The following is a 26,498-nucleotide window of genomic DNA, read 5'->3' on the forward strand; positions in this document are numbered from 1 at the left end:
TTTATAGGAGGATTTAATTGTCTATGGAGGAACATTTGCGTTCATTAACTACTGAATTACGGAACGAAAAGACGATGAATATCGACAGTGTAAATACGATGGAAGTCATTTCTGCAATCAATAAGGAAGATTTTAAAGTGGCAGCAGCGGTTCAGGAGGTATTGCCAGAGATTGAAACGGTGGTTGAATGGGCTTGCGAATCGTTAAAAAAAGGAGGGAGACTCATATACATCGGGGCAGGAACAAGCGGAAGACTCGGTGTTTTAGATGCCGTGGAATGTCCCCCGACTTTCAGCACACCACCTGATAGGGTGCTGGGAATAATAGCAGGAGGGGAAAATGCGTTTGTTCGGGCTGTTGAAGGAGCAGAGGATAAAGAAGAGTTTGGGGAATGTGATCTGATTGACGTGGAACTTACAGCAAATGATACGGTTATTGGCATCGCGGCAAGCGGCCGTACCCCTTATGTGAGGGGCGCTTTACGTTATGCAAGAAAAGTTGGGGCTAAAGCGGTGGCATTATCATGCAATAAAAACGCGAGCATCACGGAAGCAGCTGATATAGGGATCGAAGTGGTAGTCGGACCGGAAGTGTTAACAGGATCCACTAGAATGAAAGCGGCAACTGCACATAAAATGGTACTCAATATGATTTCAACCGCAACCATGATCCGGTTGGGAAAAGTCTATGAAAATCTGATGGTCGATGTTAATGTCAGTAATCAAAAACTGAAGGACCGCGCAATAAGCATCATAGAAACTGTAACGAATGCTGACTATGATCAAGCTTTGAATACGCTTGAAAAGGCAAATAATCAAGTTAAACCAGCGATCGTCATGATAAAAACGGCAACAGATTATGAAAAAGCAATGGAGTTACTGGAGAATGCGGATGGAGATGTCAGAAAAGCCATCTCGATCTATGAAGATTAAGGAGGGAAGCAATGGCTACAGGAGGATTATCAATCATACAGACGATGTTGAGCAAGCTGCCGCAATCAGAACAAAAACTAGCAGAATATATTCTACAGAATCCTCATGAAGTTGTGAACAGCACTGTACAGGAATTAAGTACGTCTGCCCAAACTAGCGGGGCCGCTGTTATTAGGTTGTGTAAATCGCTTGGAATAAAAGGGTTTCAAGATTTGAAAATAAGGATTGCTGGAGATTTGATGAAGACAGTTGAACAGGGGTACCGGGATATCGAGCCTTCCGAATCACTGTATCGGATTGTGGAGAAAACAACGAGTAATTCGATTCAGACCATTAGGGACACATCTGAAATAATCGATCACGATAATCTCAAACATGCGATAAAGCTGATGCTGAATGCTAAAACCGTCCACTTTTGCGGTGTGGGTGCTTCGAATATAGTTGCTGCTGACGCTCAGCAAAAATTACTTCGCGTCAATAAGGGGGCAACGGCTTTTACAGATATGCATTTAGTTGCAACCCTGATTGCAAATGCTGATGAAAATGACATCGTTTTTGCCATTTCATTTTCAGGGGAAACACCTGAAGTTGTCAATATATTGAAACTGGCAAAGGAACGTGGGGTCAAGACAATCGGGCTGACTCATTATGGCCAAACAACGGTATCATCCTTGTGTGACGTCACACTGTATACATCCTATTCGAATGAAGCACCGTTTCGAAGTGCAGCAACATCCTCACGATTGGCGCAATTATATATGATTGACATTTTGTTTTTGGGGATGGCTTCAGAACAATATGAAGAGACTGTCCAATATATTGATAACACCAGGTCTGCCATTAAATCGATGACAGATCGATATAAATGATTCATATGAGATTTGACAAAGGGGGCTTTTGAATGGGTAAGGGGGATAAGTACGCCATTTTAGCAGAAGAGTTATTGGGGAAATTGGGTGGGGCATCTAATGTTGCCGATGCTGCACATTGTATGACCAGACTCAGGGTACTGCCAATAGATCGTTCGAAAGTAAAAATGGAAGATATAAAAAATACGGAAGGCGTTTTTGGCGTCATTGAAGAGGAAACGATTCAAATCGTCCTCGGGCCAGGCGTGGTGAACAAGGTTCATACAGAATTTGAAAAGCTTCTGGAGGAATCTTCTGGCGATTTGAACTTAAAAGAAGTAGCCTCGAAGAATAAATCAGAGATTGATAGGAAAAACGCAAAACCGTTTAAACTTTTTTTACGCAGGATTGCAAGTATTTTCATCCCTTTAATTCCCGCCTTAGTGGCATCAGGTTTGATTACCGGTATTACAAAAGCAATCGTTCAAGCCGGATGGCTTGCAGCAGAATCGCAATTAGCCATCATTTTAACTGTTATTGGGTCGGGGCTGTTTGCCTATTTGGGGATTTTGGTTGGGACCAATGCAGCAAAAGAATACGGTGGATCACCTGCACTTGGTGCACTTGCAGGTATCTTAGTCATAAACCCGGCCGTCGGCGACATTTCATTGTTCGGTGAAAATTTGCTCCCTGGCCGCGGTGGGTTGATAGGAGTCCTCTTTGCAGCTATTTTCATAGCCTTGGTGGAAAAACAGGTCAGGAAATTCATTCCCCAATCACTGGATATCATTTTGACGCCAACCATCGCTTTACTCATTACTGGGATTGTCACTTACATTGTATTTATGCCGGTAGGAGGGTTTTTATCGGATGCCATTACGACTGGGTTATTGAATGTTTTGGATTTCGGTGGTGTCGTAGCTGGATTCGTGCTTGGTGCGGCTTTCCTCCCTCTCGTCATTACTGGTTTACATCAAGGTTTAACGCCTGTCCATCTAGAATTGATCAATTCGATTGGTGATGATCCACTGCTTCCCATTTTGGCGATGGGTGGCGCGGGCCAAGTTGGAGCGGCATTTGCCATCTATATGAAAACGAAGAAAGCAAGTTTGAAGCGAGCTATCGGAGGGGGCCTTCCTTCCGGGATGCTAGGTATCGGTGAACCCCTTATATTTGGAGTGACCCTGCCATTGGGCAGGCCTTTCTTAACTGCATGTTTAGGTGCAGGAGTAGGAGGAGCCTTCCAAGCTCAATTCGGAATCGCAACGTCGTCCATCGGTGTGTCCGGACTGCCGCTTACCTTTTTAGTTCATCCAAACCAAATCGGACTGTTCCTCGCTGGGTTGTTCATTTCCTATATAGCAGGATTTATTTTTACGTATTTGTTTGGATTCAAAGATGAAATGGCGGTTGAATTCAAGTGATCGGAATTTCTTTTTATCTACAAGACCCGCATGCAGAAACACAAATCATCCATGCTGCTAACCTGGGAGTGAGGAAAGCATTTACCTCGCTTCATATTCCTGAAGAAAAGGGTGATCTTGTGAAGAGGATGATCACGCTTTTAAAGCTTTCAGAGGCCTATGGAATGGAAATCCATGCAGATGTCTCATTAAACACGCTTGATCAGTTAGGGATTAGCAAATTTACGGATTTATGGTCATTAGGTATTAAAGGTATTCGCCTTGATTATGGGTTTGATAAAGAAACGGTCATATCTTTATCTAAGGTGTTTTCACTCTCACTAAATGCAAGTACATTGAATGAAGAAGAACTTTTAGCCGTGCTTGGGGGCGGTGTGGAAACGGAAAGTCTGATCGCTTGGCACAACTTTTATCCAAGGCCCGAATCGGGCCTTGAGGAAGAGTTCTTTCATGAACAAAATCGAATGTTCAAGAAATACGGCATACCGATCTTTGCTTTCATCCCGGGTGCAGGAAGTAAACGCGGTCCTCTTCATGAGGGCCTTCCAACACTTGAAAAACACAGGTTGATGAATCCTTACGCTGCCGGTATTGAGCTAATTCAGCATGTGGAAGGAGTTTACGTTGGAGATCAAGGAACGGAGAGTAATCTGCTTGAGAATCTAACTGCCTATAAAAATCTAAATATTCTAACTGTTAGAATGGAATCCCGAATCTTGCAAAGCGGTCAGTATAAATTGAGGCCAGATGTTTCTCAAGATGTTTTCCGGCTGCAGAATACCCGGGTCACAGCAAATGTTGAGCCGAGTAATACAGTTGCACGCAGCCTTGGGTCCATAACGATGGACAATGATGCTTACGGAAGGTATCGGGGAGAGGTCCAAATTTGCAAGAGAGACCTAGGGGCAAATCACCGAGTTAATGTGATAGGTCGAGTTATAGAAGAAGATATTCCCTTGCTGTCCCTTCTAAAGCCTGGTCAAACGATAAACCTTGTAATTGAGTGACCAATTGAAACAATTATACAGGGGGTAAATGGATATATTTCATGAAGGCTTGTTAAAAAGGCGGCTGCGGGGTTTCCAATGCTGCCTTGATTTCTTTATAGAATCTATATAGTTCATTTCCAATCATTTTTCCCCTTCATGAAAGTGGATATGGAATTGTTGCTAACTGAACTAAAAAGTAAACAAGGGAGGAAGCCTAAATGATAAAAAGGATATGTGCCCCTGCTGGAATCGCATTATTCTTTGTTTTATCCATTTTGGGAGGGAATGCGACAGCAAAGGGATCAGAGAATGAAAAATCTGTATCGGATATTCAGGAAATCGTAGAAAACATGACAATCGATGAAAAAGTCGGTCAAATGCTAATGCCGGATTTTCGTAATTGGCAAAAACAAGGAGAAGCGAAGGCGACCGGGTTTATTGAAATGAACTCAGAAGTTGCAAGCATCATCAAAAAATATCATCTGGGCGGTGTGATTCTGTTTGCTGAGAATGTTGTCGAAACCGAACAAACGGTTCGGCTAACAGATGGTTTGCAGATGGCAAGCCAGGACATACCGCTGTTCATAACGATCGATCAGGAAGGAGGAATCGTAACTCGCCTTCAAACTGGAACGAACCTTCCTGGTAATATGGCACTTGGTGCAGCCAGAAATGAGAGTTACGCTTATCAATCTGGAGAAATCATTGGCAAGGAACTGTCGTCACTTGGCATAAATGTCAATTTCGGGCCGTCTGTCGATGTCAATAATAATCCCGGAAATCCTGTTATTGGCGTTCGTTCCTTCAGTTCTGATCCGGAACTTGTATCAAAGCTTGGCATTCAGACGATAAAAGGATTGCAAAATCAGAACATGATAGCGACGACCAAGCATTTCCCCGGCCATGGAGATACAGCAGTCGATAGTCATTATGGTCTCCCTCTTGTTTCTCATGATAAAGAACGTTTGCGTTCCATCGAGTTGGTTCCTTTCCAAAGGGCCATCGATGCTGGAGTTGATATGATGATGACTGCACATGTTCAATTTCCTGCATTCGATGACACTAAGTATATCAGTAAAAAAGACGGTCAAGAAATTATGGTTCCTGCAACGTTGTCACAAAAGGTCATCACGGGTCTATTACGTGAAGAAATGGGTTTTGACGGTGTTGTGGTTACAGATGCTTTGAATATGAATGCCATCGCGGACAACTTCGGGCAGGAAGAAGCTGTGGTCCTCGCCCTGAAATCTGGCGTTGATATTGCACTGATGCCTGCACAGGTTAATTCGCTTCAAATGGAAAAGAATATAACCACTGTATTCAATGCAGTGAAGGCAGCAGTGGAAAGTGGGGAAATTCCTCTAGGTCAAGTCAATCAATCTGTAACAAGGATACTTGAACTGAAAGTGAAGAGAGGGATATTAAACCCTGACGATACTCCGATCGATAAAAAAATCGAAACCGCGCTTAAAGTGGTCGGGAATGAAGATCATTTGAAAAAAGAAAGGAAAATCGCGGAAGATGCCATCACTCTTTTGAAAAATGAAGACAAAACATTGCCTTTCAAACCTAAGAAAAATGATAAAGTTTTAATTCTTGCTCCTTTTGATGACCAAGTTGAATCCATGTCCAGGAGCATCGGCGAATTAGCTGATAAAAAGAAAATCAAGAAAGTCCAAATAACGGGTATGAGTTTTTCAGGAAAGTCATTTTCAGATCAAGTGGCCAGACTCATTGATGAATCGGACTTTGTCATAACTGGTTCCTATATTGTCAAAAACGATCCGGCTGTCAATGATGGAGTGATAGATGATAGCATTCAAGATTCGTCGAAGTGGGCAACAGCCTTCCCTAGGGCGGTCATGAATCATGCTAAGAAGAAAGATAAAGAATTTGTTTTAATGAGTTTAAGAAACCCTTATGATGTTGCAAACTTTGAAGAAGCGAAAGCGGTTCTTGCTGTTTACGGTTTCAAAGGGTATTCGAATGGGCGTTATAGACAGCCAAATATCCCGGCAGGCATCTCGACCATTTTTGGAGAATCAAAACCTAAAGGCACGTTGCCGGTCGATATACCATCAGTAACCAAGCCCAATGAAAGCCTTTATAAATTTGGATATGGATTAGATATTAAATCTGGAAGACCCTTTAAAAAATAGGGAGGGATGCAATTTGAAAAGAATGATAACCATATTTACCATTTGTCTGTTGACTTTCGGCATCGTTTCCTCAAAAAGTGTAACCGCTGTTAAAGAGAAGAAAAAACAAAAGGTCAGTCCCGGTATTGAAGTTCTTTTAAAAGAAGAAAAGGACGTGTTAAGCGGAAAGAAAGTCGGCTTGATTACGAATCCAACTGGCATCGATTCTAAATTAACCAGCATCGTCGATCTACTTAATGATGATCCGGATATTAATTTGACAGCGTTATTTGGTCCTGAACATGGAGTGCGTGGAGATGCGCAAGCTGGTGCAAGCGTTGAATATTATATTGATGAAAAAACAGGGTTGCCCGTTTATAGCTTATATGGCAAAACGAAAAAACCGACGCCTGAAATGTTAAAGGATGTTGAGGTCCTTGTTTTTGATATCCAGGATGTCGGAACACGCTATTACACTTATATCTACACGATGGCTTATGCAATGGAAGCAGCCAAAGAAAATGATATCCCATTTATCGTGCTGGACCGCCCCAACCCACAAGGCGGGGTGTCGGTAGATGGGCCAGTACTTGAACCTGAATTCTCATCGTTTGTTGGTTTGTACCCAATACCTCTTAAGCATGGGATGACTGTTGGGGAACTCGCGACTTTGTTCAATAAGGAATTTAAAATTGGTGCAGATCTAAAGGTCATCAAGATGAAAGGCTGGAAGCGAGATATGGATTATGACGAAACTGGTCTCCCTTTTGTCTTACCGTCACCGAATATGCCGACAGTTTCCACTACGTTCGTATATCCGGCTACAGGCTTGATCGAGGGAACGAATGTCTCTGAAGGCAGAGGAACGACTAAACCATTCGAGTTGATTGGTGCTCCTTATATAAACAGCGATGAGCTTGCTGGGAAATTAAATGCATTAAGGTTACCTGGCGTAAAATTCAGGGCAGCCTCCTTTACACCTACATTTTCAAAACATGCAGGTAAACTTAGCCATGGAGTGGAAATTTATATAACGGATAGAGAGGAATTCAAGGCTGTCCCTACCGGACTTCACATCATCAAGACCATTCAGGATCTATATCCTGCAGATTTCGAGTTCCTTGCAGCCAAAAATTTCAATTTATTGATTGGCAATGGATGGGTAATGTCAAGAATTGAAGAAGGTTCATCAGTAAATGAAATCATGAAAGAATATCAAGCAAAGCAGGATGCTTTTAAAAAGGTTCGCAAAAATTACTTGCTCTATAAATAAGTGAAAAAAGAAAAGTCCGGTTGGACTTTTCTTTTTTTGATGAACTTTCGAAGGAGGAGAAAATCGCTAAGACTTTATTCCTGAATAAAGCCAAATTAATAAATGAAATGCAGTTCTAAAATGGAAGGAACCGTTGTCTAATAGAATATGGGGTTTGCCCTAAATCAGTAATTGTCAGGAGGAAAGAGGGATGAAAAAATATCTTCAAAAAATTGGACGTTCCTTGATGCTGCCAGTAGCCGTATTGCCGGCAGCCGCCATATTAATGGGGATCGGTTATTGGATAGATCCTGCAGGATGGGGAGCGGGAAGTCCGTTAGCAGCTTTCTTAATTAAAGCAGGTTCTTCGATCATTGATAATATGGCTATCTTGTTTGCTGTTGGAGTGGCATTGGGCATGTCGAAAGGAAAAGATGGAGCCGCCGCTTTGAGCGGGCTGGTAGCCTATCTAGTCGTAACGACATTGCTTTCCACGGACTCGGTAGCGATGCTGCAAGGAATTGATGCAAAAGATGTAAATCCAGCATTTGTGAAAATAGAAAATGCATTTGTCGGAATCCTATCGGGCCTTATAGCAGCAGCTATGTATAATCGGTTCAGTAAGGTCGAGCTGCCGGATGCACTCGCTTTCTTTAGCGGTAAACGCCTTGTCCCGATCCTTACTGCGGTTGCCATGCTACTCGTTTCTCTTATATTATTCTTCGTATGGCCACTCATCTACTCCTGGTTAGTTATATTTGGGGAAGGAATAAGTGAATTAGGTGCAGTTGGAGCAGGACTCTATGGATTTTTCAATCGGCTTTTGATACCAACAGGTTTACATCATGCGTTAAACTCCGTATTCTGGTTCGATGTAATAGGACTTAACGATATCGGTAACTTCTGGGCTGGAACAGGAATAAAAGGAACCACGGGCATGTATCAAGCCGGATTCTTTCCCGTCATGATGTTCGGTTTACCGGCTGCTGCTCTTGCCATGTACCATTCGGCAAAATCACGGAAGAAAAAACAAGTCGCCTCATTAATGCTCGCAGCCGGTTTCGCTTCATTTTTCACAGGCGTTACTGAACCGTTGGAATTTGCTTTCATGTTTGTTGCACCAGCCCTGTTTGTTGTGCATGCTTTATTAACAGGAATATCGTTGGCTATTGCTGCCACTTTCCAATGGACAGCAGGGTTCGGTTTTAGTGCAGGATTCATTGACTTTGTTTTAAGTTCAAGATTGCCATTGGCAAATCAACCTTATATGCTACTTCTTCAAGGACTGGCTTTTGCTGTCATTTACTATTTCTTATTCCGTTTCTTGATAAAAAGGTTCAATTTAATGACTCCTGGCAGAGAAGATGATACAGAAGATGAGCTTGGTGGCGGAGGAGTGATTGCGGAAGCAGACAGCAGTCATGGCGGGAATGATGAGAGTAAATTCTTTGGAATGGCTTCCGCTATTTATGAGGGTTTAGGCGGAGACGCTAACGTAACATCTGTAGATAACTGCGTTACCAGATTAAGGGTAGAGGTGGAGAATATGGGAGCTGTCGATCAGAATAAAATCAAATCAACAGGGGTTGCTGGAATCAATATCGTGGGTCCCCAAAGCATTCAAGTCATCGTAGGGACACAAGTACAATTCATAGCTGATGAAATTGAAAAGATCCGGCGGCAATAGCTGATACACTAAAAATCTACGATCAGGATTATATTTTCTGATCGTAGAGATTTTTATGATAAAGTACTGATTATAAACGCGCAAAAGATTTATCTTTATTAACTCTGCTCTTAAAATAGAATAAAACGAATCAATGTTCTATAATATATAAGGGTATTGAATGAAGGATTTGCCATGAAGCTTGGAGAATTAGTAATGAAGCTCGTCCGCCAATCATTTGAATAATTAGGAAATCAGCGGTAATGAAGGCTGTATACATACACGTCAATCTAGAGACACGATCATATAGTGTACTAAGTTTTGAGCAAGGGATATTTTTTGCATTTCTGAAACTTTTAGTATGGGGGGTTCCGGTTGTATAAACAAAAAACCAAAGAAACTGACAGTAGTGTCATTGAGTTCATTGAGAACGTCGACAATCCAAAAAAACGTGAAGATGCATATGAATTGCTGGATGTTTTTACCAAAACGACAGGTTATGAGGCAAAGATGTGGGGACCGAGCATCATTGGGTTCGGTATCTATCATTATAAATATGAATCAGGTCACGAAGGCGATGCCCCCCTGGTAGGCTTTTCCCCTCGAAAAGCAAAAATCAGTTTATATTTCTCTCCAGGGGATAAAAAAAGGGAAGAATTATTACAGGCATTCGGAAAACACACTTCCGGAAAAGGGTGTGTGTACATCAATAAAGTGGCAGATATCGATATTAATGTATTGAAAGAATTGATTAATCAGTCTGTCAAGTTTTTGAGAGATAAGTACCCGGACAATGAAAAATAATAGAACGTATATCAGTTTATAATTGTTTAAGAGGAACAAGAAAGCGAGTGGGAACGAAAATGAGAAAAATTAAAGTGGGCATAGTTGGGTACGGATTGTCAGGAGCTACATTTCACGCGCCATTACTAAGTGTTTTAGGGCAGTTTCAAATAGCGAAAGTTGTCAGCTCCAATAAGGAAAAAGTCCAAAAAGATTTGAAAGATGTGGAAGTGGTAAGCAGCTTAGAGGAAATTCTTGAAGACGCGTCCATTGATTTGGCTGTTATTACGACACCGAGTGGTTTGCATTATGAAATGGCCAAGCAAAGCTTGTTAGCCGGGAAGCATGTCATCCTCGAAAAGCCGATGGTAGTGGAAGCTTGGGAGGCAGAGGAACTAATTAAGATTGCCGAAGAAAAGGATCTGCTATTAAGTGTCTATCATAATCGGAGATGGGATAATGACTTTTTGACCGTGAAAAAACTTATGAATGATGGAGTGCTTGGGGAAATCAATACATACCAAGTCCATTATGATCGATACAGGCCTGTGGTCAGGGATAGATGGAGGGAAAAACCAGGCCCGGGATCAGGCATGCTTTATGATTTAGGATCACATCTCATCGATCAAGCACTGCATTTGTTTGGATTGCCGCAATTCGTTTGGGCAGATGTATTTTCCCAAAAAGAAAATGCAGAAACGGATGATTATTTTCATGTGATATTAGGATATGAAAAGCTGAGAGTTATCTTACATTCAGGCTCAATCGTTCCGAATAATGGACCGCGGTATCAGGTGCATGGAAGTAAAGGATCATTTATCAAGTACGGTCTTGATTGCCAAGAGGCGGCCCTAAGTGAGGGGAAAAAACCGCTGGATGACTCTTGGGGTGCAGATGATCCCGAATTCTATGGTAAGCTGGTTACGGTTGAAGGAGAAAATGAGATACATGAAACCATTGAAACACTGCATGGTTCTTATTTAACGTATTACCAGGCAGTTGCCGATAGTATATTGAGCGGGAAAAAAGCTCCAGTCACTGCCCAAGAGGGGTTATCGGTCATTAAAATCATTGATGCGGCTTTTGAAAGCAGTAAAGGAAAGAAAGCCATTTATATTAAATGAAATTCAATATCTCCTTATAACAATATGAATTGAGAAAACTGAATGTTAAGCGGCCTTATTTTCAGAAATAAGGTCGCTTTTTATTTTGGTCAAATACATGATTTCCCGGTTTATTAGGTAAATCAAAACTCGTGAATTCGAATATTACACAAGAATTAGAGCTGTTTCCGCCTGGAATTTGGAGCGAATACTTGAGAAATTGAGTGTTTACTCGTGAATTCAAATGTTACGCAAGATTTTTGAGCGGTTTACGCATAAAATTGAAGTAAATATTCGAGAGATTGGGCGTTTACTCGTGAAATAGTGCCATTTACTCGTGAATTTGGAGCAAATACTCGTGAAATTCATACATTTACTCGTGAATTTACCGCATTTACTCGTGAATTCAAATGTCACACAAGATTTTTGAGCGGTTTCCGCCTGGAATTTGGAGCTAACATTCGAGAGATTGAAGTATTTGTACGTGTGGATATACTATACTGTTTTGGAGGATTTAAATTGATATGAAAATCTTAATGAAAACCCCCGATAATAGCGACTGCTACTCGGGGGTTTCATTAAGGTGAAAACTTGAAATACCTCTTTAAGCTTTAGGATAATGCCTTTGCATGAAGAGATCGCCTTTGCCAAGCCATGGTAATCATCAAAGTAATGAATAAGAGGATAAGGCCCAACATGAACGGATAGGTAATGTGTACATCATACATCATTCCGGCAAGTGTAGGTCCAAGCACATTTCCGATGCTCATATATGCATTATTCATACCCATTGCAAAGCCCTGCTCATTTCCTGCCATCTTGGAAATCAGTGTGTTAAGAACTGGACGTAAGATGGAGGTGGAAAGGAAGATGACCAGTGAAATTAAAAAGAAAATTAGGTAACTTGAAGCAAAAAGTGATAGGAGGAAACCGATGGCTGCAACACTGATAAAGATATTCAGCACATTCACTTCCCCGAAACGCTGTACAATCCGGTCGACGACAAACAGTTGTACAATTACACTGACGATACCGGTGGCTGTAACCATGAAGGCGATGTCCTTAGGGCTTGAATTGAATTGATTATCAAGATAAAGACCAATGACAGATTCATATGCCATTAAGCCAAAGCTCATTACAAGAGTAATGATGAGTGGGATGAAATAGGGCATTTTCACGGATAAGGCAATCTTCCGAACCATCGTTTCGGTTTTTGCATCCATGGCTTGAGTAACCTGTGCCGTTTCGCTTTCTTTTAAAACAAAAATCGAAAATACCACAGCTGATAGGGATACCAGTGCAGAAATCAAAAAGGGAAACTTCAAGCCAAAGTCAGCTAAAAAACCTCCAATTCCTGGACCGACTACAATTCCCAGTGACATGGCGGCAGATACTAAACTATTGCCTTTAGCGCGTTGATCAAATGTGGTGATATCGGCTACATAAGCAAAAATTGCGGGTATAAGCAAAGCTGCCCCGATCCCGCCAATGATGCGAGAAGCATATAATAACCAAATGGAATTGACTGCATAAAAAATAAACATGGATAATGTCAAACCGACCAATCCATAAATAATCATTTTTCTGCGCCCGAATTGGTCAGTCCATTTTCCGGCAATTGGTGAGAAGATAAGTTGTGCACCTGCGAAAATGGCAATCATTAGGCCAGCGGCGGTTCCTCCTTGATTAATGGAGGCCAGGTATGCTGGTAAAATGGGAATGATGATACCGAAACTTCCTATTGCTATAAACATATTGATCATGAGGATAATGATCTTTTTGCGTTGTTCTGCTGACATGGACAGCCTCTCTCTCTCTTTAAAAATCAATAACCAATTTAATTCGCATGGTTAATTTTTTGATACGTTAATTATGTTATAGTTTTAGATAGATAGTGTCAATAAGAAAGGATTGTCAAACATGCATTCAAGTGAATTGTATAATTTACATCTAGAAATCAAGGAACTAAGCAGCCTCTCACAGGAATTGGTGGAACCTTTATTGGTTAAATATGATTTAACTTCTGTACAGTATCGCGCATTGCAATTAATTGTCTTGACTGAATCCATAGCGGTAAAAGATGTTTCGAATCATTTAAAAATCAAACCTGCAGCAGGAACTGCACTAATTGACCGGCTTGAACGGAAGAAGTTGATTGAGAGGGTACACAGTGAGGATGATCGGCGGTTCGTTTTTATCCAATCCACCGAAAGTGGAAGTAAAACCTATCATTCCATAAATAAGTGTTTTGCCAAAATCTTTCGTGACTTTTATAGCGTCCTAAATGAAGAGGAAACGCAACGGCTCAAACAAATCGTTGGGAAACTGACCGAACATGCATCGTCTTGCATAGAGAATAAAATATAGTCTTCCTGACGTGTATAGTTTCCATTATAATAGAAAGAAGAAAGACTAAAGCAGTGAATTCCACTGTTTTTAGGAGGTTAATTATCAGAATAATTAAAAAATATCCGAATTAGTCATTCCCCTGAGTATAACGGTTAGATTTATTCAATGATTCTTTAAATGATGTAAGAAATCCATTAAAGAAGATATGACTTTTGGAAAATGAATATGTATCAAAAAGGTTAAGAAGTTTTTTTCTCAATGACTCATCATGGCGAACCAGGCAGAGGAAGTGTGCTGTAAGCAGAGAATCACAAAAGAAGGAGATGGTAAAATGTTTTCCCCATTAACCCCAATGGATTGGAAGCGCAGGGCCGTAAAATATTATCCTCATAAAGTGGCAGTCATCGATGAAGAGAAAGAGTTTACATACAAGGAATTCGGGCAGCGGATAGATCAACTTTCCAAAGCACTGTATTCTTCGGGAATTGAAAAAGGCGACCATATTGCAGTAATGTTGCCAAATACGCATTATATGTTGGAATGTTTTTATGGCATTTGTCAAATGGGAGCGGTAATGGTTCCTTTGAATTATAGACTTGCTGCAGAGGATTTGGAATATATCATCAAGCATAGCGATTCAAAAATGTTGATTGTCGATGAAGAATTCACCGCTCCGATCGAAAAGATCATTACTAGACTTTCATTGGAAAAAATCATTATCGTGCCTGTTGAAGGACATGAAACCACTTTACCTGGAATAGACTATGAAAATTTCATTTTACATGCAATTGATGAAGCACTGCCAGAGGTTATAATCGATGAAAATCAACTTTTGACTATAAATTATACGAGTGGAACGACTTCAAAACCAAAAGGGGTAATGTTAACCCATCGCGGGAATTACATGAACGCAGCTAATTTCATTTATCACCTTGGAGTGAATCATGACGATGTATACTTACATACCCTGCCGATGTTTCATGCTAATGGCTGGGGAGGTGTATGGTCGGTAACGGCTACTGGCGGGACTCATGTATGTTTAAGGAAAGTCGATCCCCCTCTTATCCTAAAATTATTCGCCCATCATAATATTACATTATTATGTGGGGCACCTACTGTCGTCAATATGCTAGTGAATGATCCTAAAGCAAAAGAAACAAATATCAAAGTGCGCCCAAGGATGGCAACAGCAGGTGCACCTCCAGCAGCAGCGCTTATACAAAAGGCACAAGGAATCCTTGGTTTGAATATGATTCACGTATATGGATTAACAGAAACTTCACCTTTCATCCTATATAACGAGTGGAAGGATGAGTTTGAGGCTAAATCGGCGGACGAACAAGCAATAATAAAGGCAAGACAAGGGATTGAATTGGTTTTCAATGGGGAAACGATGGTAGTCAATCAAGATGGGAAAGAAGTCGCTTGGGATGGAAAGGAACTGGGGGAAATCATTACTCGCGGCAATGTTGTAATGGAAGGATATTATAAGGATCCGGAAAAGACGGCCGAAGCAATTAGGGATGGCTGGTTTCATACAGGGGATCTGGCGGTGACCTATCCTGATGGATATATTGAAATACAGGACAGGGCTAAGGATTTAATCATTTCCGGGGGAGAAAATATTTCTTCTACAGAGGTGGAAGGGGTATTGTATAAACATCCAGATGTTCTGGAGGCGGCGGTCATTGCCATCCCAGACGATAAGTGGGGAGAAACGCCTAAGGCAATCATTGTGCTGCACCCCAATGCGGAAGTGACAGAAAATGAGATCATTACCTTTTGCCGCTCTAAAATGGCTCACTTTAAAGCACCGACAACAGTTGAATTCGTAGAGTCTTTACCGAAAACGGCAACAGGTAAGCTACAAAAATACCGTTTAAGGGAAATCCATTGGAAAGGATCGAAAAAGGTAAATTAAAGGCTTGCATTATAGGAACAGTTGTCAAAAAAAGTTAATATCGAATAAAGTACGGCAAATAACAGACCAAGAATGCTTTTAAAATAGCATCCTTGGTCTTTATTATTATGGAAAGAACCATATCCTCTGTATTACTGAGAACCAGGTAGAGTAATTAACGAGGGTCCCAATGAAAGGTTTGACTTAGTGCAATATATATTCGTTATTTTAGATAAACTTGTTTTTTTACCATTAGCATAGACTGATACATGATAAGCGTATTTTACCGGAAAAATAAGCTGCTATTAAACTATTAGGGCTGCCAGCGGGTGTGATGCCAGTGCAGTATAAGTTTCAAAACAGTGATGATTGTACTTATCTCAATAAAGTTCTCTTTAAAAGTATTATTTCTGGATAATTAGAGTAGAGACTTACATCAATCGTTATTTTGTAACAATTCGTAAAGAATAGACGGTAAATTTAAAAAAACCTTAATGAGATCACGCTATAAGGAAGAAACTAATAAGCACATAGAAAAATAAGTGATAATCCATTAAAAATTCTGTAAATTTAAATCAAACATTATAACGTTATATTGATTAGTTCAACAAAATATGATAATCTATTTTTGTAAAGAGAAATGAAATGAATTCTTACACAATTCAGTGTAACCGTATACAAAGTACTTGCAATCGATAGGATGTACCGAAAAGGATGAGGGAAATGACAGATACGTTAGTTTTGAAGAATGTAAAGATATTAGAGGGAAATGCAGCAGATATCATACTGGAAAATGGGATGATTAAAGAAATCGCACTTCCAGGAACTGCAACAGGGGATAAGATAATAGATTATGATCAAAAAGTTTTTGTTTCCAGCGGATGGATTGATATACATGTACATGCTTTCCCGGAATTCGATCCTTATGGTGATGAGGTCGATGAGATTGGATATAAAACGGGTGTAACAACGGTCATTGATGCGGGAAGCACGGGGGCAGATAGGATATCTGATCTCGTTAACAGCTGTGAAAATTCCAAAACGAATGTTTTCGCCTTTCTGAATATTTCGCGGATTGGCCTGAAAAGGATTGATGAGTTATCGGATATTTCATGGCTGGACGAAGGGGAATTAAGGAAGGCAATTTCCAAGTACGGGGATTTTGTCGTTGGACTTAAAGCGAGAATAAGTAAAAGCGTGGTTGGTCCAAATGGTGTCGAACCATTAAAAATCGCTAGGAAGTTCTCGGCTGAAACTGGTTTACCATTAATGGTCCATATCGGTTCAGGGCCGCCTGATATTAAAGAAGTCCTTGAATTACTTGAGGAAAAGGATATTATTACACATTTCTTAAATGGTAAAGCGAATAATTTATTTGATGAAAGAGAAGAGCCGCTGCCTGAGTTCAGTAAGGCGATTGAACGTGGTGTTCATTTGGATGTAGGTCATGGAACGGCAAGCTTTTCTTTTAAAACTGCAGAAATGTCGAAAAAGCGGGGAATACGCTTCAATACGATCAGTACGGATATATATCGGAAAAACAGAGAGAATGGGCCAGTTTTTAATATGGCAAATGTTCTTACAAAATTTTTGTATCTGGGTTATCCATTAAAGGAAGTAATAGATGCCGTTACGGTCAATGCAGCAGCTTGGTTGCATAAACCCGAGCTTGGCAGGATTTCAGCTGGGGATATTGCGAACTTGACCTTATTCTCGATCAAGAATGAGCCGACCCTTTTAATGGATTCCGAAGGAGAAAAAAGGATGGCAGAAAAAAGAGTTGTCGTAAAAGGAGTGGTTATAAATGGAGAATTCATTGAATGCTAAATACGGTTTGAAAAGAGTCATAAATGCAAGCGGAAGAATGAGTATATTGGGGGTTTCTGCCCCAACTGACACAGTGATGGACGCGATGAAAAAAGGTGGGCAAAATTATGTTGAAATTTCTGATTTAGTCGATAAGTCAGGCCAGCATATAGCGAATTTGCTTCATTCTGAAGCAGCTGTCGTCGTAAACTCAGCATCAAGTGGAATTGCGCTTTCAGTAGCGGCGATCGTTACTGAAGGAAATAGAAGGAAAAGCGAAAGGCTTCATCAAGATCTCATTCAAAAGAATGAAATCATCATGCTTAAAGGCCATAACGTTCAGTATGGTGCACCGGTTGAAACCATGATTTACCTTGGTGGCGGAAAATTGGTTGAAGTTGGTTATGCAAACGAAGGGAAGGCAGAACATATTGCGGATGCCATAAATGAAAATACTTCTGCCATTTTATACGTGAAATCGCATCATGCTGTTCAGAAAAATATGATATCGGTCGAAGAAGCATGGGAAGTGGCCAAAACGAATAATATCCCTCTGATTGTCGATGCAGCAGCGGAGGAGGATTTGGAAAAATATGTACAATTCTCCGACTTGGCCATTTATAGTGGATCAAAAGCCATTGAAGGACCCACATCCGGTATCGTTGCTGGCAGAAAAAAATATATCGAATGGGTAAAGGTTCAATTGCACTGTATCGGAAGGAGCATGAAGGTTGGAAAGGAAACTACCTTTGGGCTGCTTCAGGCATTGGATGAGTATTTCGTCAAGACGGATAATAGCGAAAAAGAAAAAGCTAGTTTACAAGTTCTCACATCACTTGAATCCATTGAGGGCGTAAAAGTAACGATAGTTCAGGATGAAGCAGGCCGTGCCATATATAGAGCACGTATTTCCATTGATCCTTTAATAACGGAAACAACGGCGAAGGAAGTGAACGAGCAGCTCAGAAATGGGGATATCGCCATTTACACACGTGATTATGGGATACGGCAAGGCTTTTTCGATATAGATCCGCGTCCATTGCAAGGTGATGATATACATGTCATTGAAGCACAATTAAGAACCATATTAGGAGGAAAACAGGGATGACAAACATAAACAAACGGTTATTGAATGATCGTGTAGCCTTAAATGTACTGGCAAATAGTGTAGAAAATGCAGTGGAAGTCTTTGAAGCAGCGGAAGGCCATGTATTGGTTGGTGTACTCTCAAAGGATTATCCAACTGTGGAAGCTGGTGTTATAGCAATGAAAGAATACGGGGAAGCCATTGATGAGGCCGTTTCTATAGGATTGGGCGCGGGCGATAATAGACAGGCAGCGGTTGTCGCAGAAATAGCAAAATACTATCCAGGCAGTCATATTAACCAGGTTTTTCCTGCTGTTGGTGCTACGAGGGCCAATTTAGGTGAGAAGGACAGCTGGATAAATTCACTTATTTCTCCAACTGGGAAAGTAGGTTACGTGAATATATCCACTGGTCCAGTAAGTGCAGGTGCAAGTGAAACTGCCATTGTGCCTATCAAAGCTGCCATTGCCCTGGTTCGCGATATGGGAGGAAATGCTCTGAAATATTTCCCGATGAAAGGCCTGAAGCATGAAGATAAATATCGTGCTGTGGCAAAAGCTTGTGGTGAAGAGGGATTTGCTTTGGAACCAACAGGTGGAATCGATTTAAATAATTTCGAGACTATACTAGAAATCGCATTAGAAGCAAAAGTGCCTAAAGTCATTCCCCATGTATATTCTTCCATCATCGATGAAGAGACTGGAAAAACGAATGGGGAGGATGTACGGAAATTATTAGCCATAACTAAAAAATTGGTTGAAAAATATGCCTAAAAGGATTGTGGCATTCGGGGAAGTAATGATGCGTTTGCAGGTACCAGGGCATGAATTGCTATCACAGGCCAATACTCTGCAATACTCCTTTTCAGGCACGGGGGTAAACGTTGCTTCTGCGATGACAAAGCTAGGACATGAGGGGAATCTTGTGACAAAGTTACCGGATAACCCCCTTGGGGATTCCGCGATTTCATCTTTGCAGCGATTAGGAATTGGAAGGAACTTCATCTCTAGAGGTGGCAAATACTTGGGGATGTATTTTTTGGAAAATGGTTTTGGACAGCGGGCGAGCCGTGTCACATATTCCAATCGATTGGAAAGCAGTTTTAATACAGCCTCCTTATCCGATTATGACATGGATATGATTTCGGAAAGTACGGATATCATCCATTTTTGCGGAATCACGCTTGCAATGGCGGAAAATGTACGGGAAAGTATGAAGGTGCTGGCTAGAAAAGTCAAAGAAAAAGGCGGTACAGTCTGTTTCGATTGCAACTACCGCCCCTCTTTATGGGAGGGAGGTTATGCTGACGCAAAGCCTCATTATGAAGAAATGCTTTCTTTGGCTGATATCGTCATGATGAATGAGAAAGACGCCCTATATATTTTAGGAATGAAGTCTGAAGGTTCCACAAGGGAAGAACAGCTAATCGAGTTGATCCCTGAGGTGGCAAAGAAATTCAATATTCAGTCGATAGCAGGGACACATCGTTCAATCAACAGTGATAATAGCCATACGTTGAGGGGGTATATATACAAGGAAGAAACATTTTACTTTTCCGATATCCTATCATTTTCCGTATATGATAGAATAGGTTCAGGCGATGCTTACACCAGCGGAATCTTACATGGAGAATTACTGGGATATTCCCCTGAAAAGACAGTTTGGTTTGCGGCTGTTTCAGGAATGCTGGCATGTACTGTCGTTGGAGATACTCCTTTGGCAACCGAAAAGGAGATACTCTCGGCAATGGAAGGTAAAATGGAAGATATTAAGAGATAAAAGGCAGGAGATTAGGAATGAATGTGAACAGAAAAAATGGACCGATGTATTTGCAGATAAAAGAAATATTAAAGGATCGTATTTTACATGGGGTTTATGCCATTGACACAAACATTCCCTCTGAGCCTCTTTTGGAAGAAGAATTTAACGTAAGTAAGGTCACTGTCCGTAATGCAATCAAAGAACTCGTGCAAGAGGGGTATGTTGAAAAGAAAAGCGGCAAGGGCACTAGGGTCATAGCTAATGGTGCGATTGTCAAACTTTCCAAAGGAAAGCGTTTCACAGAGCTGTTGGTGGAGGAAGGGCACTCCATTTTAAAAAAGGTGTTAAACATAAGTCATATTGACCTTTCTTCAGACTCTAAGCTGCATTCTCTATTTGGTGACCATTGCATAAGTATCGAACGGATATATTTATTGGACAATGAACCTTATATTTACTTTACACATTATGTTTCACTCGATATGAACGAAGAAGATATGAAAGAGGTCCAGATCAATTCTTTGTACCGCTTTTTGGAAGATCAAAACGTCAAACTTGAAACATTCAGAGATGAGTTTGCCGTTGCTATCGCTCCGGATCACATTTGCGAAACACTGAAAATCGAAAACAATAGTCCTGTACTAAAAAGGATTCGGATTTCCAGTGATGGGGACGGAAATGTTATGGAATACAGTGAAGGGTATTACAACACGGCTAAACAGAACTACATTGTGACATATAATGAGCCGGTACAATAATTCAATTATTGTATTGGTTTGATTGTAAGCGATTTCAATAGGGTGGGGAGAACATATGGATCTATATTTATTAGGAATCACGCTGATAGCTATCGTAATTGTTATTTTGGGGGTATCATGGTGGAAATGGCATGCATTCATTAGCTTGACTGTAGCCAGTTTATTTTTAGCGGTTTTTTCTGGACTGCCGATGGACAAGATTGTAGGAGCATATGAAACGGGTGTCGGAGCGGTCCTTGGTCACCTTATTGGAATATTGGCTTTAGGGACCATCTTAGGAAAAATGATGTCCGACTCTGGAGCCGGTATGCAGGTTGCTGACTTTTTCATTAATAAATTTGGCGTGAAGAACCTGCCATGGGCCATGCTTTTATCTGGTTTCATCATAGGCATTCCGGTATTTTTTGAGGTTGGTTTAGTAATATTGCTGCCTTTGGTCATTTCCATTCGGAAATCAACTAAAGTGAACATCTTGTTAATTGGTATTCCAGTACTTGCTGGTTTATCGATCGTACATGGGTTGGTACCTCCGCATCCGGGAGCCATGACAGCTATTGGGATCTATAATGCAAACATGGGACACGTACTTCTGTACTCATTGATCATCGCATTCCCGACTGCTGTAATTGCCGGACCTCTATTCGCAAAATGGGTTCAAAAACGGGTTATTCCTGTTGGTGAACCGGAATTGATCCGGGTGGTAACAAAGTCAAGTGGATTACCAGGGACAGGAGTTTCGTTCTTCATCATCCTTTTGCCTGTATTGTTGATGGTTTTAACTGTATTGGCGCCTTATTTGCCGCTACCGGGTTCCATTGAAAAATTCTTATTGTTTATCGGAAGTCCGGTGATTGCCCTATTAATCTCCTGTTTTGCTGCTTACTATTTCTTGGGCTACAGACAGGGAATGGACAAATCGCTAATTAAAAAGTTGACGGAAGAATGCTTATTGCCATTAGCCTCCATAATCCTTATTATCGGTGCTGGTGGAGGATTCAAGCAAATTTTAATTGATAGTGGCGTAGGGACTGCAATTGCTTCCATGTCTGAAGAAATTTCTTTATCACCGATCATTCTTGCATTCCTAGTGGCCGGATTGATTCGGATTGCCACGGGTTCTGCAACCGTCGCTTTGACCACGGCAGCAGGAATCGTTTCACCGGTCGTTGCCAATATGACAGGTGTAAATCTAGAATTACTCGTTATTGCCACTGGCGCAGGATCACTTATGTTTTCCCATGTTAATGACGCCGGTTTCTGGTTAGTAAAAGAATATATGGGACTAACCGTTAAAGAAACATTCAAAACATGGACAGTCATGGAAACCTTACTTTCCTTCGTGGCATTCGGTTTGGTTTTAATTTTGGATATATTCATTTAGTAAATAAAGGGTCTGAATAGGGGCATTTACCTCCTTGATCTGTTTTGGGGTGACAGATCAAGGAGGCTTTTATTTAGTTTTGAACATGTTGGGGAGGGAGTAAATGACTGGCTTAGTTCTTAAAGATAGGTCGATTGCGGAAATCAGAAACAAAAGTCATTCAGAATAGGAAGTAGTATGACAGTGACAAGGGTGTAGTTTCATCCGGAAGACGTTTGTTTTGCTCCTCTAAGATATAAGTCCTGACAGAGACTTCTATATTGAAAGATTGACAGCTTCCCGTTTACATATTCATTCTGAATATAATCCAGTAATTCATTGGCATGGTTAGGCTTTTGACGTTTTTCCTGAATATAATGGAGGATTAAAACTTCTATATTCACACACTCACCTTACTTGACAAGTATTTTTTTCCATTAACAATATAACATGGTAATTCAAAAAAATATCATTTTTAGAATATTTTAACTATCGACATATTTATACAAATAAAAGGAATGATTCGGGCTAGGGCTGGAAAATTGATAAAATATTATCGGGATATGCAAAAATAGAGCGATACCTACTGGTATGGACTCTTTCTAACTTTTATTCTACCGTGTTGTTTTTAAGTCGGCTCAAGAAAAAACCCTTGAAATTCAAGGGTTGGATAGTTCATCAAAGTGATAAAAAATGTTGGCGCTGATTTTACATGGGGCTTTAGCTTCATGCTTGTATCTTTTGTACAGGTATAGGTGATAAACGCAGCTCTGCGGCCTCTCTCTTAATGGAGAATAAATAAGCTGCCAAACCTAAGATGGCTGTAAAAATCAGCATGGCGATCGATGAACTGAAATCCCCGCCAGACAAGTCACGAAGCCATCCCATGATATAGCTCGAAAAGCCGCCCATGATATTCGTGAATCCAATTAGACCAGCGGCCCGTCCTGCCGTTTCAGGTGTTGAGTATTTTACCATGAGCATATTACTTAAATGGAACACACCGCCTTGACATCCCATTGCCAGTCCCATACATAGTCCGGCTAAAATAGGATTGGGGATGAAAATCGCTACAGTCAGAAAGACTGCCGTCAATGAAAATAGAATCGTGGCCATCAAACTTGGACGTCTGGTTTTGTCAGCCAGAAAACCGCATGCCAAGACAAACCCTAAAGCGAATAGCCAGGAAAGTGAAGTAATACTCGACATTCCTTCCTTTTCGAATCCTTTTGCTTCAATGAGGTATGTAGGAAGCCAAATGCTGATACCGAAAAATAAGAAGGAGCATACAAGCATGCCAAACCAAACAATCCAGAAACGATAATCTTGGGCGAAACTCTTATTCTCGGAGGCAGCGGTTTCTTTCACTTCATCATCCGTTTGGCGAATGAAAGCCAATTCCTCCTTACTTATACGGGGGTGCTCTTCTGGTGTATTCCGTGTCATAAAGATGAACATCGGGATATTTATAAATAAGTTGAACGCTGCAAGCATAAAGAAAGCTGCTTGCCAGTGGAGTAAAGATATCACGAGCACCAAAACAACGGCTCCCATTGCCGGACCTAAATAGTTACCGGTAAGCCATGATGCCTGGGCCCTCCCCAATTCGCGTTTATTAAACCAGTTAGAAATGAATTTGCCGGAAACCGGAATCATCATCCCCTCACCAAAACCAAGAATGATCCTGCTTATTAAAAACATTTCATATGAATTTGCCAGGCCTGACATAATCATCGTGAGTGTCCAAACGAATAAACCGGCAATGGCTGTTTTTCGGGCACCTAATTTATCAATGATGAAGCCCCAAAAAAGATTGGAAACTCCATAGGCAATGGTGAATACAAAAGATAGAAGACCGATCTTTGCATTTTTGTCATCGCCTGTCATACCGAGTGCATGCAAGAATTCAGGATCTGTTTGAATGATGGAAATGCCAACCTTATCAATTTGTCCGAAAAACCAAAAGAAAAAAATTGGAACGGCAATATACAACCATCTTTTTTGCCCATTTAACATAATACCATCTCCTTGTCGCTTTTTAGCATTCCTTAAAACACTTACCATTGAGAATAAGTGAATACGGGTTTTCCCTTTAGAAAGGTACTAGTTTTGATTGTTCATTTTAGAGCTTTCCCGCCTTTCTTTATAATTTTGATAGATAAAAAGTCACGGAAATGTTTTGTAAGGAAAACAAAGTTTTACTTTCTTAACGATAAATTAAAATAATTTGATTGTCAATTTAATATTTAGACTATTTTATATCTTTAGAATAAATAGATTTATAAGCGCTTTCATATCGAGAATAGAACTCCATTGCACCCTTTTGTACTTTCTTTGAGATATATTTAATCAAATGAGTGGAAGGACCTCTATCACGGACTTAAAAATGGAAGCATTTAATCTTTTGTGTCAAAAAAACAAATTATTATCAAATTATCAAAAATTCTGACTTATTGATATTGAATTTAAAATCAGGAAAATCTATAATTCATTTATATTGTTTTGTATATGAAATACTTAATATGGAAAAAAACATGATTTGGCATAAAATATCGATGTATTATAATTCTTTATTTGTTTTCATTTGTAATATTGGTTATATTTGGTTGAATCGATCTTTTCTATCGATACGTCAATTAAGCTAGGCCTTCCAAATAGTTTTATATATGTAAATATGCTTTAATTGACACATATACACTATTCTATTTAAACATGAAGAATAAGGGTAGAAGGAATGCCAATTAGAAGAATGCTCGATTCATTATCTGAAAAAAGGAAAGTAAAAGCGCTTGTTATCCTGCAGTGTTTGGGAAACAAGGAGATAGCAGCTCGGTCTTTCGATTGGCTCGGCTATGCTCTCGATTCTACTGGCCGTTTTCCGGAAGTGGTGAAAGCGTTGATCATATCTGATGCGACACGTTGGGCAGCTGTTGTTAGTATGGAAGAAAGTGAACGGAAATTTCTGAATAGATTACATTCCATCGAAACGTAAATCAGATGAACTTGCAAAGCAGAGGCAGTGCACTACTGGCGCCCATGTTTCTGTCTAGTAAGGAAGCGAAACGGATCTGGCCGCAAATACTTCCGTCAGGATACCGGTCATTTTCTTTCTCTTTATCAAGTTTAAACCAAGTGGACATCCTATCTTCATTATCTGTTCCGCCTTTGATCTTGTGTGGTGAACAGATAGTGAGTCAAAATTTTTTTGGACATTGATTCCTAATTCCGAGTTTTTCATTGTTCGGAAGTTCGGCCACTTATGTTATCAGCAGGATCCATGTGTGTTCAAGGATTATGGTACGGGTTTTACAGACAAAGGTATGCAACCATTGAAGTGTGCATCAAAAACATTCACCAAATGAACTTCCAGAAAAAAATGTACATATACTGCAAGTTCTTCTTTCTAGGTATGAAGAAAGCTTTACTGAATGGGTTATATTCAGGAGAAAATGAGATTTATTTACAACGGGGGGAATACTCGAATGGCAAGCGAAGAAAAAGAGAAAGAGAAATATAGTGCTAATTCATTGGTTAGAGGTTTGGAAATCATTAAGCTCTTTAATGAAGTACAGCCGAGTTTGTCTCTTTCAGAAATTGCAAAACAACTGGGAGTAAGCAGAACGGTACCATATCGTTTATTATTCACATTACAAAATATCGGTTATTTGTCTCAGGATGAACATACCAAACGTTATAGTTTAACGCCAAAGGTTCTTGAATTGGGATTCAGCTATTTGAATAGCTTGAAATTCCAGGAAATTGTCCAACCATATATGGAGAACTTGCGTGATGAAATCGGAGCCTCCTGCCATCTATCCATTTTGGATGGACAGGAAGTCGTTTATGTTGGAAGTGCCCCAATCAGAGGTGTATCCGCTGTCAATGTGAACATAGGTTTGCGGTTGCCGGCACATGCTTTGGCCAATGGAAAATTACTTTTGGCATATCAACCGAAAGAAATGCTAATGCAAATGTTCAAAATCTCAAATCTAACACCTTATACAGACAAAACACTCACCGCGCCGGGTGAGTTTCAAAAACAGCTGGATTCGATTCGGCAGAATGGTTATTCGATGACTAGCGGGGAATTCCACCCTGGCATTCGTTCTGTTGCAGCTCCGATTTTTGACAGGACTGGAAAAGTATTAGCTGCCTTGAATGTCGTGGCAACAGAGTCTGCTTATCAGGAGGATTTCATCGATAAAATTGCTTTGCCGAAACTTTTGGAAGTTTCTCGTCAGTTATCCGTTTATATGGGATATAGTGGGGTTAAGCCGTATCAACACGAAGATGTCTGAACATACTTGAGTCCCAATCTATCAATAAGTTAATAACCTCTTTC

Annotated in this window: 22 protein-coding genes; 19 read left to right on the forward strand and 3 right to left on the reverse strand. The window is 40.4% G+C overall.

What is annotated here, in order from left to right; genetic code table 11:
* The first annotated feature begins 23 nt into the window (after positions 1-23).
* The 9 genes from murQ to AC3ISB_RS11980 all read left to right on the forward strand — a co-directional run bounded on the left by murQ (position 24) and on the right by AC3ISB_RS11980 (position 11,156).
* Complete coding sequence (murQ, locus tag AC3ISB_RS11940) at positions 24-932, forward strand: N-acetylmuramic acid 6-phosphate etherase (RefSeq protein WP_098371909.1); 909 nt, start codon at positions 24-26, stop codon at positions 930-932.
* A gap of 11 nt (positions 933-943) precedes the next feature.
* Complete coding sequence (locus AC3ISB_RS11945) at positions 944-1,801, forward strand: MurR/RpiR family transcriptional regulator (RefSeq protein ID WP_098371910.1); 858 nt, start codon at positions 944-946, stop codon at positions 1,799-1,801.
* 32 nt (positions 1,802-1,833) lie between these two features.
* A complete protein-coding gene (locus AC3ISB_RS11950) occupies positions 1,834-3,204 on the forward strand; it encodes a PTS transporter subunit EIIC (RefSeq protein ID WP_098371911.1) in 1,371 nt (456 codons plus the stop codon).
* The gene (locus AC3ISB_RS11955; RefSeq protein ID WP_480338960.1) at positions 3,201-4,211 is read left to right on the forward strand and encodes a MupG family TIM beta-alpha barrel fold protein; all 1,011 of its coding nucleotides are present in this window, start codon (positions 3,201-3,203) and stop codon (positions 4,209-4,211) included. The genes AC3ISB_RS11950 and AC3ISB_RS11955 overlap by 4 nt, the downstream gene beginning before the upstream one ends.
* 200 nt (positions 4,212-4,411) lie before the next feature.
* Complete coding sequence (locus AC3ISB_RS11960; RefSeq protein ID WP_347942267.1) at positions 4,412-6,352, forward strand: glycoside hydrolase family 3 protein; 1,941 nt, start codon at positions 4,412-4,414, stop codon at positions 6,350-6,352.
* Positions 6,353-6,365: 13 nt separating this feature from the next.
* Entirely contained in the window at positions 6,366-7,604 is a 1,239-nt protein-coding gene (locus AC3ISB_RS11965; protein ID WP_397269613.1) for an exo-beta-N-acetylmuramidase NamZ family protein, read from the forward strand.
* A gap of 190 nt (positions 7,605-7,794) precedes the next feature.
* Positions 7,795-9,270, forward strand: coding sequence for an N-acetylglucosamine-specific PTS transporter subunit IIBC (nagE, locus tag AC3ISB_RS11970; protein ID WP_489276501.1), 1,476 nt, complete (start codon positions 7,795-7,797; stop codon positions 9,268-9,270).
* Positions 9,271-9,624: 354 nt separating this feature from the next.
* Positions 9,625-10,053: a DUF1801 domain-containing protein gene (locus tag AC3ISB_RS11975; protein WP_098371915.1), complete on the forward strand. Its 429-nt coding sequence runs from the start codon at positions 9,625-9,627 to the stop codon at positions 10,051-10,053.
* 59 nt (positions 10,054-10,112) lie between these two features.
* Entirely contained in the window at positions 10,113-11,156 is a 1,044-nt protein-coding gene (locus tag AC3ISB_RS11980; protein ID WP_098372014.1) for an oxidoreductase, read from the forward strand.
* 590 nt (positions 11,157-11,746) lie between these two features.
* On the opposite strand, the gene AC3ISB_RS11985 is transcribed toward AC3ISB_RS11980, so the two are convergent.
* Positions 11,747-12,934, reverse strand: coding sequence for an MFS transporter (locus AC3ISB_RS11985; protein ID WP_098371916.1), 1,188 nt, complete (start codon positions 12,932-12,934; stop codon positions 11,747-11,749).
* 121 nt (positions 12,935-13,055) lie between these two features.
* Between AC3ISB_RS11985 and AC3ISB_RS11990 the strand changes: the two genes are divergently transcribed.
* From AC3ISB_RS11990 to AC3ISB_RS12025, 8 genes are all read left to right on the forward strand, one after another.
* Positions 13,056-13,502, forward strand: coding sequence for a MarR family winged helix-turn-helix transcriptional regulator (locus AC3ISB_RS11990; protein WP_098371917.1), 447 nt, complete (start codon positions 13,056-13,058; stop codon positions 13,500-13,502).
* A 313-nt stretch (positions 13,503-13,815) separates the two neighbouring features.
* Positions 13,816-15,405 carry a long-chain-fatty-acid--CoA ligase gene (locus tag AC3ISB_RS11995; protein ID WP_489276503.1) on the forward strand — a complete coding sequence of 530 codons (1,590 nt, stop codon included), beginning with the start codon at positions 13,816-13,818 and terminating at the stop codon, positions 15,403-15,405.
* A gap of 702 nt (positions 15,406-16,107) precedes the next feature.
* Positions 16,108-17,211 carry an amidohydrolase/deacetylase family metallohydrolase gene (locus AC3ISB_RS12000; RefSeq protein WP_489276505.1) on the forward strand — a complete coding sequence of 368 codons (1,104 nt, stop codon included), beginning with the start codon at positions 16,108-16,110 and terminating at the stop codon, positions 17,209-17,211.
* Positions 17,189-18,298 carry a DgaE family pyridoxal phosphate-dependent ammonia lyase gene (locus AC3ISB_RS12005; protein WP_098371919.1) on the forward strand — a complete coding sequence of 370 codons (1,110 nt, stop codon included), beginning with the start codon at positions 17,189-17,191 and terminating at the stop codon, positions 18,296-18,298. The genes AC3ISB_RS12000 and AC3ISB_RS12005 overlap by 23 nt, the downstream gene beginning before the upstream one ends.
* On the forward strand, positions 18,295-19,050 hold the full coding sequence (dagF, locus tag AC3ISB_RS12010) for a 2-dehydro-3-deoxy-phosphogluconate aldolase (protein WP_489276506.1): 756 nt from the start codon (positions 18,295-18,297) through the stop codon (positions 19,048-19,050). Before AC3ISB_RS12005 ends, dagF begins: the two co-directional genes overlap by 4 nt.
* Entirely contained in the window at positions 19,043-20,056 is a 1,014-nt protein-coding gene (locus tag AC3ISB_RS12015) for a sugar kinase (RefSeq protein ID WP_489276508.1), read from the forward strand. The genes dagF and AC3ISB_RS12015 overlap by 8 nt, the downstream gene beginning before the upstream one ends.
* A gap of 17 nt (positions 20,057-20,073) precedes the next feature.
* A complete protein-coding gene (locus AC3ISB_RS12020) occupies positions 20,074-20,796 on the forward strand; it encodes a GntR family transcriptional regulator (RefSeq protein WP_098371921.1) in 723 nt (240 codons plus the stop codon).
* A gap of 55 nt (positions 20,797-20,851) precedes the next feature.
* Positions 20,852-22,177 carry a GntT/GntP/DsdX family permease gene (locus tag AC3ISB_RS12025; RefSeq protein ID WP_098371922.1) on the forward strand — a complete coding sequence of 442 codons (1,326 nt, stop codon included), beginning with the start codon at positions 20,852-20,854 and terminating at the stop codon, positions 22,175-22,177.
* Between the two features lie 200 nt (positions 22,178-22,377).
* Here AC3ISB_RS12025 and yppF read toward each other — a convergent pair whose 3' ends face one another.
* Both yppF and AC3ISB_RS12035 read right to left on the reverse strand, forming a co-directional pair.
* Positions 22,378-22,560 (reverse strand): YppF family protein, encoded by a 183-nt coding sequence (gene yppF / locus AC3ISB_RS12030; RefSeq protein ID WP_081112928.1) that lies wholly within the window; start codon positions 22,558-22,560, stop codon positions 22,378-22,380.
* A gap of 322 nt (positions 22,561-22,882) precedes the next feature.
* The gene (locus tag AC3ISB_RS12035) at positions 22,883-24,172 is read right to left on the reverse strand and encodes an MFS transporter (RefSeq protein WP_098371923.1); all 1,290 of its coding nucleotides are present in this window, start codon (positions 24,170-24,172) and stop codon (positions 22,883-22,885) included.
* 718 nt (positions 24,173-24,890) lie between these two features.
* Between AC3ISB_RS12035 and AC3ISB_RS12040 the strand changes: the two genes are divergently transcribed.
* A complete protein-coding gene (locus tag AC3ISB_RS12040) occupies positions 24,891-25,148 on the forward strand; it encodes a hypothetical protein (protein WP_098371924.1) in 258 nt (85 codons plus the stop codon).
* Between the two features lie 490 nt (positions 25,149-25,638).
* Complete coding sequence (locus AC3ISB_RS12045) at positions 25,639-26,454, forward strand: IclR family transcriptional regulator (RefSeq protein WP_076371338.1); 816 nt, start codon at positions 25,639-25,641, stop codon at positions 26,452-26,454.
* Positions 26,455-26,498 lie beyond the last annotated feature (44 nt).

The sequence above is a fragment of the Peribacillus sp. GL_122 genome, from assembly GCF_057835005.1.